The 14,822-nt window shown below is 37.9% G+C and carries 12 protein-coding genes; 6 read left to right on the top strand and 6 right to left on the bottom strand.

Annotated elements, in window-relative coordinates; translation table 11 throughout:
* The first annotated feature begins 384 nt into the window (after positions 1-384).
* From Q0976_RS15180 to Q0976_RS15160, 5 genes are all read left to right on the top strand, one after another.
* The gene (locus Q0976_RS15180) at positions 385-1,218 is read left to right on the top strand and encodes a hypothetical protein (protein ID WP_299494711.1); all 834 of its coding nucleotides are present in this window, start codon (positions 385-387) and stop codon (positions 1,216-1,218) included.
* A 585-nt stretch (positions 1,219-1,803) separates the two neighbouring features.
* Positions 1,804-2,373, top strand: a complete 570-nt coding sequence (locus tag Q0976_RS15175; RefSeq protein WP_299494709.1) for a hypothetical protein — start codon at positions 1,804-1,806, stop codon at positions 2,371-2,373.
* Positions 2,374-2,591: 218 nt separating this feature from the next.
* Positions 2,592-2,897, top strand: a complete 306-nt coding sequence (locus tag Q0976_RS15170; protein WP_299494707.1) for a hypothetical protein — start codon at positions 2,592-2,594, stop codon at positions 2,895-2,897.
* Between the two features lie 251 nt (positions 2,898-3,148).
* Positions 3,149-3,667, top strand: coding sequence for a DUF1697 domain-containing protein (locus Q0976_RS15165; protein WP_299494705.1), 519 nt, complete (start codon positions 3,149-3,151; stop codon positions 3,665-3,667).
* 397 nt (positions 3,668-4,064) lie between these two features.
* Positions 4,065-4,283 (top strand): DUF6500 family protein, encoded by a 219-nt coding sequence (locus Q0976_RS15160; RefSeq protein WP_299494703.1) that lies wholly within the window; start codon positions 4,065-4,067, stop codon positions 4,281-4,283.
* A 455-nt stretch (positions 4,284-4,738) separates the two neighbouring features.
* Here Q0976_RS15160 and Q0976_RS15155 read toward each other — a convergent pair whose 3' ends face one another.
* Both Q0976_RS15155 and Q0976_RS15150 read right to left on the bottom strand, forming a co-directional pair.
* Complete coding sequence (locus Q0976_RS15155; RefSeq protein WP_299494701.1) at positions 4,739-6,193, bottom strand: peptide MFS transporter; 1,455 nt, start codon at positions 6,191-6,193, stop codon at positions 4,739-4,741.
* 92 nt (positions 6,194-6,285) lie between these two features.
* Entirely contained in the window at positions 6,286-7,074 is a 789-nt protein-coding gene (locus Q0976_RS15150; RefSeq protein WP_299494699.1) for a class I SAM-dependent methyltransferase, read from the bottom strand.
* A gap of 242 nt (positions 7,075-7,316) precedes the next feature.
* Here Q0976_RS15150 and Q0976_RS15145 point away from each other — a divergent pair, with 242 nt between their 5' ends.
* Positions 7,317-8,792: an amidase gene (locus Q0976_RS15145; protein ID WP_299494697.1), complete on the top strand. Its 1,476-nt coding sequence runs from the start codon at positions 7,317-7,319 to the stop codon at positions 8,790-8,792.
* Between the two features lie 3 nt (positions 8,793-8,795).
* Here Q0976_RS15145 and Q0976_RS15140 read toward each other — a convergent pair whose 3' ends face one another.
* The 4 genes from Q0976_RS15140 to Q0976_RS15125 form a co-directional block, all read right to left on the bottom strand.
* Positions 8,796-10,520, bottom strand: a complete 1,725-nt coding sequence (locus Q0976_RS15140) for an ABC transporter ATP-binding protein/permease (RefSeq protein WP_299494695.1) — start codon at positions 10,518-10,520, stop codon at positions 8,796-8,798.
* 176 nt (positions 10,521-10,696) lie between these two features.
* A complete protein-coding gene (locus Q0976_RS15135; protein ID WP_299494694.1) occupies positions 10,697-11,758 on the bottom strand; it encodes a lipocalin-like domain-containing protein in 1,062 nt (353 codons plus the stop codon).
* On the bottom strand, positions 11,758-14,184 hold the full coding sequence (locus tag Q0976_RS15130; RefSeq protein WP_299494693.1) for an ABC transporter permease: 2,427 nt from the start codon (positions 14,182-14,184) through the stop codon (positions 11,758-11,760). The genes Q0976_RS15135 and Q0976_RS15130 overlap by 1 nt, the downstream gene beginning before the upstream one ends.
* Positions 14,168-14,821: an ABC transporter ATP-binding protein gene (locus Q0976_RS15125; RefSeq protein ID WP_299494692.1), complete on the bottom strand. Its 654-nt coding sequence runs from the start codon at positions 14,819-14,821 to the stop codon at positions 14,168-14,170. Before Q0976_RS15125 ends, Q0976_RS15130 begins: the two co-directional genes overlap by 17 nt.
* Position 14,822 lies beyond the last annotated feature (1 nt).

The raw sequence follows: 14,822 nt of genomic DNA, 5'->3' as shown, positions 1-14,822 counted from the left end.
TAAACCTTAAACCTTAAACCTTAAACCTTAAACCTTAAACCTTAAACCTTAAACCTTAAACCTTAAACCTTAAACCTCAAATACAGTATATAAAAACAAGGAGATATAAAATGAATATTGACTATGTTGAGTTTACAAGCTTACTTCAATAACATAAGACTCAGTTCATCATGGCCGAATAACAGTAAGTTTATCAACTAAAGATTCTTTTGTTGAAATAAATAATAAAAATAAAATCGTCATTAAATATTATGTTAAAAAAGGAAATTAAATTATATATAAAAAGAAAAAAACAGGCTGTATATCGATATTTTAGAGAATATAATCTCAAAAAACTATTTAATACCGTTTTTAACGACTAAGTCAGTAATGATGTATTCTTTTATGAAAAAATTTAAAATATTACTCTGTATTTCTTTTGTGTTAACAGCTTTAAGTATATATATAAATTGGTATGTAAATAAAGAATTATCTCAAAGAAGTTATACTGGTACATATCAAAACTGTCATAAAATATGGGCTTCACGTGGTTTGTATGAAAATAGAAAAGAACAAAATAGTATTGTGAGTTTTCAACGTGCTTTCTCATTAGGTGCTATAGGTGGAGAGGTTGATTTTTATTATGATGTCAAATTAGATGACTTTATTGTATCTCATGATAGGCCAAAAAAAGATAAAAATGGTGTGAATATTTATCAAAAAAAACTCACTCTGAATGAGTTGCTAATCGCTACCAGTAAAAATCATTATTTCTGGTTTGACTATAAAAATCTAGATAGATTAAGTGCCGATGAAACAAAAAGAGCCATCACCCGTTTAAAAAATATTACCGCTCAAGGGGATTTACGTAATCGCATTTATTTAGAAGGTTCTAACCCTTTAAAGTTATCCCAATATACTAATGCTGGGTTTAACACTATCTTAGCTGTAGGGTTACTCCCCTCAGATAATATATTTTCTGGCTTTGTCGCTAAAGTGTATAAAGTTGTTTATTACTTTAGTAATGTTACTGCATTAGCTATTCAATATGGTAAATTTGATAACCCTAAGTACTCGTCTGAAGCGATAAACAGTTTATCCAATATCCCTCGGTTTATATTCCATGTTCCAGTTGATGAAGCTTTAATTAATTCATTAATAAAAGACAGCAACGTTAGAGTTGTCTTGGTTGGAAGAGATTTAAGTGTCAATAAATATAATATGAATGTTTGTATCTAAAGATATTACCCTCTACCAGTGATAAGGAACATCCTTATCACTGGTAAAATCGGCTAGCATATGACTGCACTTAACAGTAAATTGAAATAAAAGTCATTATCGACCCTAATATTTTCATATCAATAATAGATTTATCATTTTGAGAAAATAGAGGTGAATACGTAATGAACCAGGACAAAACTGTCATCCATTTCTTTACCCTAAACCTTAATTATAACATCGATTTTCTCTATCAGGCCTCAAACTCCCAAACTGATAAAATTAAAAAATCGATTCCATAATATACATAAATATTAAGTGGCTTTATTAATTACAGCAATACATTACCGTAAAGATATAAAATCATATATCAAACTGCAAAGCCAGCCCTAAGTGTCAAACACGCATCTAAATCGCCTTATTCTATGATTTTAAAGATTAATGAATAGCGGTACTCACCTCAATTAAATTAAACCACTGGATCCTTAACCCTAGTTAAATAAGTTGTGAAGTCGTGTTATTCACTCTACTCTTGATAAATGAAATAACTAAGTGCACACACCTAACGTAAGTACAATGCCAATAAATAATACAAGGAAAGTCATTTTGAACGGGTTAATCACATTTTCTTCTTGGAAAAAAGCAGGCGTATTTCTTATCTTAAACTTTATACTACAAGCTGCTATTTTATTCTTCGTGTATCCATTAGTCTCTTCGACCGTTGAGCCTCTTGATGTGCAAATTTCACTTAACCCCGAGATCATAAAAGGATTTTTTAATACAATAAGTTTGACTGGTCTGGAGATTTACCGTTTAAATGAAATGACTGTCGATATGGTATTTCCATTAATCTACGCATTTGCTTACTCACTATTGCTTATTGAGTTAATGAAATCATGCCATGTTATCCATTCAACACTGAAATATATTGCGTTACTCCCTTTTGTCATAGCCCTATTTGATGTGCTTGAGAATATCAATATCATCCTTGCTATCAATCAATTCCCTGAAGTTAATCACTTCATATACAAATTAATTTTTGTTGCCAACTTATCTAAACACATTATGACATTAATAGTACTGTCCGCTCTATTGATACTCATAGTGTGCTTAGCTGTATCAAAAGCAACCCACCGTTTAATGAAGAAAAATAGCTCACGCCCAACCGGGTTATAACCCTGTGTATTGACAAATATTGTTTGCTAAATATTGAGTTGTTCCCAAAACCTGATAGCTAAGCTACTAGATTTATTTGAGTAAACGAGTCAAACAAAAAAGTATGCATATCAAAGTCAATAACTTAGATTAAAGTTGAATAGCTTCACCAACTCAATAAGAGGAAAATATTTTAAATAGATTATAGTTACAAGTTGATCGATTACAGGATGAAAAGCGTGTTTATTCGTACCACTGTCGTTTTATCATTTACTCTACTGTTACCCTCATGTGTATTTTTACCCAAAGTCTCTCCCAATCACCCCCCTTATGAAGCGTGTTATACCGTCACCAAGAAATTAATCTTAGAAGAAAAAGTCAAAATGAAATATTCGCTCTGCCGCACTGAAGACCTCGCCCATACGCCCATCTTTTGTTTGGCCTTGAGTGGCATTGTTGCCTCAACAACCGCCATCGCTTCAGGGAGTATCGTCTTAGTGGGTAATACCCTTCATTGGTTAGAATACAAAGCAAGATGCCATTGAGCATTAACTTTCAATGGTATTGAAATATTGATTAAAGACAATTGATCTTTCTAACGCCAAATATCCCCTTTATGCATCATCCGTCTATCTAACCCCCTAAACTTAGGCAGGAACCTCTGTTCGATAACGAGTATTTTATATAAAATACAGTCTATTAATCATTAGTCGCGTTACTGACTAAACAGCGTCAGTAACGCGTGAGCTTAATGCATATACGCATTCACCTAAAATTCAGCATATAAGGACATTTGATGCAAACATTTATCGTATTATTGAAAGGAATCAATGTAGGTGGTAATAACTTACTTCCAATGAAAGACTTTGTGGCACAACTCAAAAAAGTTAATTATGAAAGTGTATCTTCATATATTCAAAGTGGCAATATTGTCTTAAAAAGTACAGCAAATCCAACAAAAAATATTCAAAGCCTTGTCTTGAACCATTACGGCTTTACGCCAGAGATTTTTGTATTCACTGAATCCACTTTTGTTCAGTCAAGCATTCATAATCCGTTTAATGAATGTGATGGAAAATGTGTTCATTTTTACTTCTGCCAAAATAATATTGAGTTAGTTCAGGAAAAAATTGATACATTTTTAGCTGAAACAGAGCAATACACAGTCAAAGGCAATATTTTTTATCTATATGCACCGAACGGTATCGGTCGCTCAAAGCTAGTGGCCAATATCGAAGCCTGTTTAGGGCAAAAAGCGACAGGTAGAAACCTAAATACGATAAATAATATTAGCTCAATGGTAAAAAACACCTAACCATTGCCGCAACAAATAATCAAACGAGTCATCAAACCCAAAGAAGGTTTTTCGCATCTCAAAGTTGCCCATCGAATTAAAGCATGATAAATTTATATAATACAGTGAATTAACTATATTCGTATAACAAAAAATAGACAAGGACGTATTGGGGATCCTTAATACACATTGCCCGATTTATTATTGGCTCTAGCGAGCCATATTATGAAATATTTCCTAAGTGACCGCACATCGCGAGCTTATGGGTTTATTCTGTTTGTGGTACTTTTACAGCCTCAACGCTTGGTTGGAGCATTGGATCCTGTTACAACTCACAGCCCATTATTGAGAATGAGCGCAGCTTGATTAAGAAACACTCAAACTCAACTACCGATTCAACCAATTAAGGAGCATTCTTTTGAGAAAAGCGTTGAGAGATAAAATCATTGCCGTTTGCAATCAAAAAATAGAAAAGAAAGGCGCTGATGTTGGCTTGTCTTTCTATGCCTTTTTTAAAAATAAAAATGACAACCCCAATATGTTAATGGAAGCCGCTAGATGGTGGATTGAAACTCATCAATTGGATCATTTTGAAAAGGCAGTAAAAATTAAAGAAATGGTACAAGCAGGTGTATAACCTTAACAGTAGCTGCTTATGCAGGCTTAACAAATCTCAATATGGGTACTGAAACATAAACACACTCTGCAGCATATTCCTAAAGAAGCCTTCTGTTACCAACATAAAATATTCACTTTGCCACATTCAAAACCTCATCTATAACCCCATTTTTACAGGGTCTTCAGTGGCATTGTTGCCTCACAGCCGCCATCGCTTCAGGTAGTGTCGTTTTATACCAAGACTATTAAGGAAGTGAGCTGTCTGAGGAATTCAACATACAGCTAGCAATATCGTTAATGACTCCTGCATTAACAAACAGTACCACTATCCATGAAGGTCGCGGATGTTAGAAGCTAGTCATCAGGTAACATGAGTCTTTTTATCCCTATAAAATAACTTGAAACATTTCAAAAGTCAGTACCGACTCAAAAGACCACTAATATTGAATGGGCTTATTGCAATTCCCTAAACAACTAGTCAATATCCACTTGCACTCGATGAGCCTGCCTGCGAATAACAATGGCAATCAGTAAATATAACAAGCCAAGCCCCACCGAAATTAAACCTAACCATAAAAAGTATTCTACGTATATCGTTAAACTCTTTTCTAAAGTCAGTTGATGAGATGTCGCAACAAATAAAGCTGCCAGCTTACCCGCCACTGCGCCACCAATAGCGACCGTTAAAAAAAACACCCCTAAACAAAATGCATTCATTTTTTTAGGAAAGTAAAGTGATACCATAGATAAAGCAAATGCCGATATTAAAATTTCTCCAATAGCAAAACAGACCAAGGCGCTGACCACCCAATATAAATCAACCTTGCCTTGATATGAGAAGAAAATGCCTGCCACCACTAATACCAACATGCTCGCTCCTGCGATTACCTGGCCTATAGCATATTGAAATGGAGCAGTTAATTTCATATTTTTTCGTTTCAAAATAGCATAGCCCTTCGCAATGATTGGACTCAATACGATAATAGCGACACCTTCTGCAATAATCAGATTCCCAGGACTTAGTTGGAGCCCCAGTAAATATAAATTCACATGTTGATCGGCAAACATCAAAATCGTTGAAAAAATCTGGTTATATATGACCCAAAATGCAATCGACTCTAGTAATAATATAATACCAACATAAAATTTAAATTTAACTGACTTTGATGGAGAGGATTTATTGGCTAAAAATAGATAACAAAAGATAAAAACACTAAAAATAAGCAATGCATAAAATGATATATTAACATAATGAAGAATGACGTTAAATAAAACAATTAGTAATACTACTATACCAAATATAATCATCCACTTTGTAATCATAAATGGTGCTTTATCCATTTCATTGTTTATATCATCAAATATATGACGTTTAAATAAATAATTACTTAGCCCAAATATCATACCCAGTACAGATAAAAAGAAAGCTAAATGGTATGAGGCATATAAAGCAACTAAAGGGGTGATGGTTAATGCGGGAATGCTTCCGATATTAATAGACATATAAAAGTAAGTAAATGCCACTTTGGACTGTGTTGCGTTTTGACCATATATTTTTGCCACTATAGCAGAAGGTGTTGGTTTAAAAAAACCATTCCCTATTGCTATCAATGATAATGCCATAATAATCATATTCATTGTTACTGAAATAGATAATATGAAATAGCCCAAAATTAAAATAATACTTCCCAGCAATAAGCCTCTCTTTAATCCAATAACACGATCAGAAAGTAGCCCTCCAATCACAGGCGAGGTATATAACAAGGCTGTGAAGATCCCAAACACCATATAAGCTTCTTCAGAGGGTAACTTCTGCTGAGTAATAAATAGCATGAATAGTGTCTGAAACCCGTAAAAAGCAAAACGCTCCCACATTTCTATAAAAAACATGGTATTAAATTTTTTCTTATTCGCTATTGCTGTTGACATTATCCATCCTGAATATTATTAACTGTTATTATTCAACAATTAAAGCCATAAAAATGACTTTACATCTCCCTCTCACCAGCAGCGGTTTCTTGCTATTTTTCTGCTTCAATAATATAGCGCTTAATACGTACGCCCGCTCTCTCCCGCATTTTATAATGAATTTTACTCATATAACTTTCCATTACCTGCTTAACAAACTCACCTCTTACTGAAGATCCAAGATGCCTAAACTGGGGTACCCAAGATTGAAAAAACGCCGTCAAGTTATCTTGAGTTTCAAAATATTCCACATGATGTATTTCATCCACCCTTGGTAAATAAAATCCGGCTTCTTCGATAAATCCCACCATTTCTGTTAACGTGAAGTGATGGTAAGGATCTTGAAAATTCAAAAAATAAGATTGCCATTGAGGAGCTTGCTGATGCTCAAACACAGTATCCCAAAAGTGTTGATGGTCCACTTGAAAACCACACACGACTTTTCCCTTGGATGTCAGATGTTGATAAAAATCATGCCAAATTTTTGCTTGCGCTGCGACCCAATGCAAACAACTAAACGACAAAATAATATCAAAGCGCTGATCAAATGCGATTTCATCGGCGCTCATTTGCAAGAAACTCAAATTAGCTTGATCAGCATGATGAGTTTGAGCAAAACGAACCATATCTTTGACTAAATCAATGCCAATTACCTTTCCATGGGAAAGATGCTCGGCCACATAACGGGTGATTTTACCATCACCACTACCAACATCGAGAATGGCATCACTTTCACTATAATCACAACGCCTTAACGCTTCCATGGCTTGTCGCCACTGCATATCTGACACACTCGCGTATTCTTGAGCGCGCCATTTATCATGCCTCACTTTACTGTCCATTAGCTTGGCTCCTTAAAGCTAACGCATCATTATCATACTTAACACAGTTTAGTTTATGGTAAATGAAACTCAGTAAATAAAACCTTATTCAATCAATTAAAAATGATGTTTTATCCTTATAGCGCTAATGCTAACCGCCAAAAACATTATCATTTCAAATAAAAAATATAATACAAAAGGTTAAAAAATATTAAGGGTGCATTTGTCCCTCCTCTGTGCCTTCATCGGCCAGTGACATAAGAATGGTTTGCTATACTGAATATTATTCTCTGCTTTTCAACAAGAATATGGATCCTATTGCTAGCCAATTTAAACACTGCTCTGCATTTTGTGATGATATTCTCACCGATTTAGATGCCACCGCCATTGCTGAACTCATCAAAAAGCGAGACATCTCAGCTGAAGAAGCCGAAATCGCTACCCTAGAAAGAGCAATGAAAGTCAACCCCACACTCAATGCCATTGTTTCCCCTTTGTTGGACGAACAATCTATTATCAAATCAAGCAACCTTAAGGAAAATAAAGGGATATTTCATGGGGTGCCCTCATTCATTAAAGATTGTGAAGAGGTAAAAGGCTTGGCTACAAGGCACGGTACTCGAGCCTTTGTGCCACAACTCGCAAACAATCATTCTCCCTTCGTTGAACAATACCTGTCTCTGGGTATGAGTATACTAGGCAAAACCACCCTTCCCGAATTTGGTTTGACGAGCGTCACAGAATCATCAGCAACCGGCAATACTCTCAATCCTTGGCATATACATTATTCACCCGGTGGATCTTCAGGCGGCTCTGCTGCATTGGTCGCAGCTGGCGTTGTTCCCATTGCCCATGGTAATGATGGCGGAGGCTCTATTCGAACACCAGCATCATGTTGCGGTTTAATCGGATTAAAGCCTTCAAGAGGAAGACTGGTACCACCGGAAAGTCAATCTCCCATAGAACTAGCCTGCCAAGGCGTGCTCACTCGCAGTGTTAGAGATACGATTCACTTTTACCTTGGCGCAGAAGGTTACACAGCCCCCTCTCTTCCGCCCATTGGCCGAGTTACGATCGAAACGCATCAGCAACTCAAAATTGCTGTTTTCATTGATAACGCAAACAGTGAATTCAGTGACAGTGAATGTATTACTGCAACACTGAATGCTGCCCGTTTATGCGAAAAAATTAACCATCACATTGAATTTATTTCATGTCCTTATCCCCAAAAGATATTCCAGGACTTGGAACTACATTATGGCTTTCTTGCCTGTTTGATTAATCAATCCTCAAGGCTCAAATTATTGAATAAATGGTCCTCATCAAAACTAGAAAACTACACCCGTGGATTAGAAAAGTTATTCTTACATCGATGTATTCAATATCCTTTTTCAATAAAAAGACTACGCCATTACCAAGATCACTATGCCAAAATATTTGAACAATTCGATATCATATTAAGTCCAACTAATGGCACGCCTCCTCCTAAAATCGGCGACATTGGTCCCAATAGTGATTTTGATGTGACCTTATCAAGGTTAAAACAACACTCAGCGTTTACTGTTTTTCAAAATATTGCCGGCGCGCCAGCGATTTCATTACCCTTAGGAATGAGTCAATTAGGTTTGCCCATAGGCGTTCATTTTGCCGCCGCATATGGACAAGAAAGTCAATTACTCTCATTAGCTTTGCAATTAGAAGATATGCAGCCCAGAACCTGCTTATCCAAAAGCTCTTAACCCTTATGTTTCTAACGCCTGTAAATACACAATTTCATCATGGTAATCGGCCACGCTTTCACGATGTGCAACACTAATAATGGTGCAATGAGGCAGTGCAGTATTGAGCAGTTGATAGAGCATTTGTTCATTACCTTTGTCCAATGACGAAGTGCTTTCATCCAAAAATACCCAATCAGGCTGACAGAGAAGCACTCGAATAAAGGCCACTTTTTGCTGCTCCCCCAAAGATAAAATCTCACTCCAATTCTTTATCTTATTGAGCTCAACTTTCAGCCGTGGTAAACCAACCTTATCCAATAAATCACACAATTCCTTATCACTGATCTTGGGCACGTCTGGATACATTAATACTTGCCGTAACGTCCCTAACGGAAAATAAGACCGCTGTGGCAAATACATCACAACTTTATTTTCTGGCAACGTCACCACACCTGAGGCAAAAGGCCAAATACCCGCTAATGCTTTAATAAAGGTACTCTTTCCGACACCTGAAGGGCCTTTAATGACATAGTGTTTATTGGCGTCAAACGTCATATTCAAGCCATCAAATAAGGTGTGACAGGTTTGCGTTTTCAACGTCAAATCTGTCACAACGATACTGGTATCCTCATGCTCTTTCCGTTTAAAGAGGGTATCATTAGCATAAGTGTTTTCCACTTCCTGCACTTTATTCATAAAAGTGGTTAATCGCATGACAACCGAACGCCACTGAGCCAGATCGGTATAAGCATTAATAAAAAATGATAGGGAGCTTTGTACTTGCCCAAAGGCAGAATAAATTTGCTGTATTCCACCAATTTCAATGGCTTTAGAAAAATACATAGGTAATGCAGCAAGCAAGGGAATGATAATCGAAATCTGATTAAAGCCTGCGGTAAAATAAAGCAGCATTTTCTCACGATTAATCACTCGCAAAGTAATATCAATCACCTGATTGAAGGACTGTAAAATACTCTGTTTTTCTTTACCCTGAGCTTGATAAAGAGCAATGTTTTCTGCATTGCCACGAATACGCACCGCATTAAAGCGAAAGTCAGCTTCCTTTTTCTGCTGTTCAAAATTTAATGGGATCAACTTCTTACCCATTTTATGGGTAATATAAGTCCCCACAAGACTGTAAATGAGCGCAATCCATACCAAGTAGCCCGAAATATGCAAAACCCCCATACTACCCAAATTGATAGCTAATGGACCTGATAACATCCACAATAAGGTAATAAACGAACACAAGGTCACCACTGCATTCACCACACCAAGAAATATCGATGTGGTTAAACTCACGAATAAATTAACATCTTCTTGAATACGCTGATCGGGATTATCGGTGTATTCATCAAAGTTCTCAATATAATAATAAGCTTGCCCTTTTAACCATGTATCAAGCACATATTCAGTTAACCATGCTCGCCACTGTACGCCAAATCGGGCTTGTACATAAAACTGATAAACCGACGTCACCACATATACAGCCGCAAGCCCGATAAAAACAAGTATGAGTTTCAGCACCAAGGCTTTGTCATATTCCTGAATCGCATCCCAGAAATATTTATACCAATAAGTTACCGCAACATTCATGGCGACTAAAAACAAGGTCAATAATAGTAAGGTACATAGATAAAAATACGCTTTCTTTTTATGATCGGATTGCCAATACAATTTAACTAAACACCAAGTGTTTATCGAACCCCAGGCTTTTTCCTTTGAACGTTGTTTTGTTTCACTCATTAGTCATCTGCTCACATTGGCAACAAGTCATTTTGAGTGTATGGTGAATAAAATTAACTGCCAATAGGCAGCCCAATTAAAAATAGTCATCCCAATAAAAAATGAAATATAGTAACAAACTGGTACCAATATTCGCTATCAAATGGTCATATATTGCAAGAAAAAATCATATTACTTTAATAACCCGTTAGCTCTGCATAACCCAAACCATTAAAGCCTCCTGTGGCTTTTACTCTCCCCTCCCAATAAGGAAAGGTTAATTGATTACGAGAGTCTTGCGTAATGCTTTCTATGATGATCGCTGGGCTACCCGGCAATTTAAGTTGCCACTTACGAGGATATTGACGCTCACCTAATGTCACTGTCTCAAGCACGGTCAATTTTATACGCTTTCTATCAATCTCGCTCGCTTCGCCGTTAGCTGCAATGTGTGTGCCACTGCAATAGTCATAACCTTGTTCCTTTCCTCGAATGCAAAACAACATAAGGCCCTTATCGTCTGCTTGTTTATCCACTAAGCTAAACCAGTCCCAACCTAATTGGCTTTTGTCAAGTAAACTGGCGGACCATTCTCTGTCATACCATGCATTGCCAGTAACTTGATAGCGCTTACCGGCAAACGTTAACTCGCCAGTTACCTTTAAAAATGGGTAACTAAAATAATAGGAAGCATGACCACCTTGGGTTTTCTGACTATAGCCATTCTCTCCGTGTAATGTCATAGGGCTGTCACTTAACGTCAGCGCCACTTGATAGTCTTCCTGCGCCGCAGTGAGTGTTAGTGGTAAAAAAGGCGCTGTCATACTGGCTAACTGCCAATCATTAATCTCAGCCTTAAACGGTGAAACGATTATCTCTGCTTGCCCCGCTCTACCAAACCGTTCAAACGCCACATGCGCTTGCTGGTGCTGCATCGCAAAGTGCGCAAAATAGAGGTTATTATCCCACCAGCGTGAATGCAAATGACTCGGCATCAAAGTGCGAAAAAGTGTCCATTGCACTCCAAAGGTTTCGCCAGTATCACTTTCTACATTTGCCGTCACATACCACCATTCAATGCCTTGCTCAGCATGAATACCATGATCTTTGGGAAATACCAGCCGAGCTCCTTTTTTAACCGCAATACCACTCTCTATTTGAAACGCTGATGAGGTCGGTTTTTGTGTTTCAGGCTGACAAGCAGATAACAAAAACACTAAAAAAGACAGTAACAAAGGATATAATAGCCCTTTCAACATTATTCACCACTCCTAGCGTCTAAATGTATGAGTTTACGAATCGGCAAATAGGCACAGACAATCGATACGCCAACCAAGGTTAAGCAGGTCACGAATAAACTCATCCCATCTAAATAAAAATGAATACTCCAACCAAAGGCAATCGGCATCACAAAGGTTAATAATGCCCAGCCCAGTGCAAAGCCAAGCGGAATAGCAAACACGGTCGTAAAACTGACCACCCCGGCGGTTTGTAGTAATTTCATCATTAATAACTGTCGCTGCGTGACACCTAAGTTGCGTAATATAATCAATTGCTTTAATTGATTAGCACTTAAACTCAATAAACTCGTACACAGACTTAGCAGTGCAATAGCGAGAATAAAACCATTGAGCGCTTTGGTGACCACAAATGTGTCATCAAACAAGGCATTGGCATATTCTTTAAAGCGTTTATTGGGCACAATAACGGTACTGTCTTGTTTGAACTCGTCAATTAACCGTTCACTAAAAGCGGCCAGTGTTGTCTGATTATTGAGGCGAATGGCATACCCCAAATAATCACTGTTTAGCGCGGCCATTTGCTGCCGTTTTTCCAATGTCAGCAGTAATATACTGGGATTGCCATAATCGTAAAAAAAGCCCGTTATACGGCAATCGAAACGCGTATCATTTTGCTCAAACTCAACCATACTCCCTAACGTCATACCAAATTTAATGTGACTTTGCTCATTCGCCAAACAACCTTTATCGCTGAAATTTTCAGGGCCTATTGCCATACCCGAAGTCAACGAAATATGCTGATAGTGATTAATACTGTTACCGAAGCTGGACAGGTGTGCCGGTATATCCTTCACCAGCTTATTACTCACGCGGCCATCACTTTGCATATAAATACTGAGTTGGGCGACTTCAGGCAACTGACTGAGTGTTTGTCTCAATGTATTATCAAGCTGTGTAGAACGTAAATAAATATCGGCACTCAGCTGTTTTTCAAGATGGGCATGTAACGTATGACTAAAACTGGTCACCATTATTTGCATGCCTATCGCACTCCCCAAAGCAACCAAAATGGCAATAATGGCAATATGTAAATCTTTTAAATGACTTCGCGTATCAGCATGTAGCCATTGAGCCAGTGGATGAGTAAAACTAATGGGCAACACCACCAGATTCGATAGTGCCTTAGGCACTAATAAAATAAATATCAACAAAATCATAAAACACAGCAGTAGCGCTTGATATTCACTCACGGCGAAATGAAATAACCAGATAAATCCGGTTGAGGCCGATAGCAATAAGCCGTAAAACACAATCGAACCTTGCCTCATCACACGCTTATTTTGCGCCAGTATTATCATCGCTAATGCAAAGATGTTCAGTCCAAACCCCAATAACACATTTGACCATTGCCAATGGATCACAAGTGCCTTATCCAATTGGTATAAGCCAATTAAAGTACGATTAACATCAAGCACCAGTGTATTGGCAATGAAATAGCCACCAACAGTGCCTAATAGCGCAGTCACAAGACTCACCATTATCAGCTCAATAATCAGGCTTAACTGAATACTGATTGAGGTACAGCCTAACAAGTGCATTTGCTGTAATAATGTTGTTCGTGCCGTTAAGGTGAGTTTGATGGCATTAAAGCTTAAAAATGCAGCAACAATATAGCCCAGCATGGCCAATGCTGCGAGATTGAAAAAAAAGGCTTCAGACAATACATCAAATGCTTGCTGCTGAGCATCAATAAGCTGCGCTTTTCCTGCGATCAATTGTTTGATATGAACGAGTTGCTGCTCGGTGACATGTGATAGCTCAATAAAGCTAAGTTGCCCATTTGCCTGAAGTAAATAATCGGCATAGGCAAGATCGGTCAGCGCCCATAAGCCCACATCCTCCATAAAGCGAATATGAGGTTGCGCCTGCCCTTTTTTCAGCACAAAAGTACCTTGGCTGTCTGACTGACTATCAAGGCGATCAGCAAATTGTGGATCAACCAATATTGTCTCAAAAGAAAAACCCAACGCGCTATTATTGGGATCCTTTTGAGTATATCGGTGACTAAACTGAGGATGATTTAACCATTGTAAAGTATCCACACCTTGAATCGCTAAACGTCGACCTTCACGGGTCGTTAACCTCCCCCGCAGTACAGGTTGCGCATTGAGCAAGCCTTCTCTTCGTAAACTGAGCCAAACATTGCCATCGATATACTGCTTCCCCATCAGTGGCTTAATTAAATGAGTGACTGGATTATTGATAAGCGCTGAGGATCCCTGATAGCGTGTTTTAGCTTCTTGATTCAAGCCCGCAATGGCGGTTAACAATGCACTACCTAAACTAAATCCCAACAGAAACAAAGCCATTAACCAAGGGTGTCGACGGTAAAACCTGATATGTGTGACTAAAATCAATCTAATGTCATTACGCAAAACAGCCATCTCTTAGCACTTTAACTTGATCAAAATAATCCGTTAACTGATGGCTATGGGTCACCATTACTAGGTTGATTTTTCGCTCACGGCATAAGCTTGTAAGCAGCTCAACCACTTGGTGAGACCGGGTTTGATCTAAGTTACCTGTGGGCTCATCGGCAAAAATGATCTGCGGTCTATTTAGCAGTGCTCTTGCGATCCCGACTCTTTGCTGCTCACCACCAGAGAGTGCTTCTGGTAATGCATCTAGCTTGTTTTGTAGCCCCAATGCATGAACAAGCGGTTCAAATTCACTCGCAGCTTGTTTTGGAAAGTTAAGCTGGTATTGAAAAAGAATATTTTGCTTGACGGTCAAGCAATCGAGTAATTGATAATGTTGGAAAATCAAGCCTATTTTTCGACGATAAAGTGCGAGCGCTTGTTCATTCAAGGAAGAGAGCGTTTGGTTATTCACACTCACCCAGCCACTATCGGCTTGCAACAAGCCCGCTAAAATATGCAAAAAAGTCGTTTTCCCTGAGCCACTATCACCGAGTAATGCAAGGTGTTGCGCTGCTGGTACAAACAAATTAAGCTGATTTAAAATGGGATGTTTATTGTCGCCATCAGCACGACTAAAACACAAATCCTTGACTTCTATCACG

Source organism: uncultured Shewanella sp. (genome assembly GCF_947501665.1).
In the GTDB taxonomy this organism is placed as follows: domain Bacteria; phylum Pseudomonadota; class Gammaproteobacteria; order Enterobacterales; family Shewanellaceae; genus Shewanella.
Note: the sequence above shows the minus strand (reverse complement) of the source record. Positions and strands in the feature narration are given on the sequence as shown.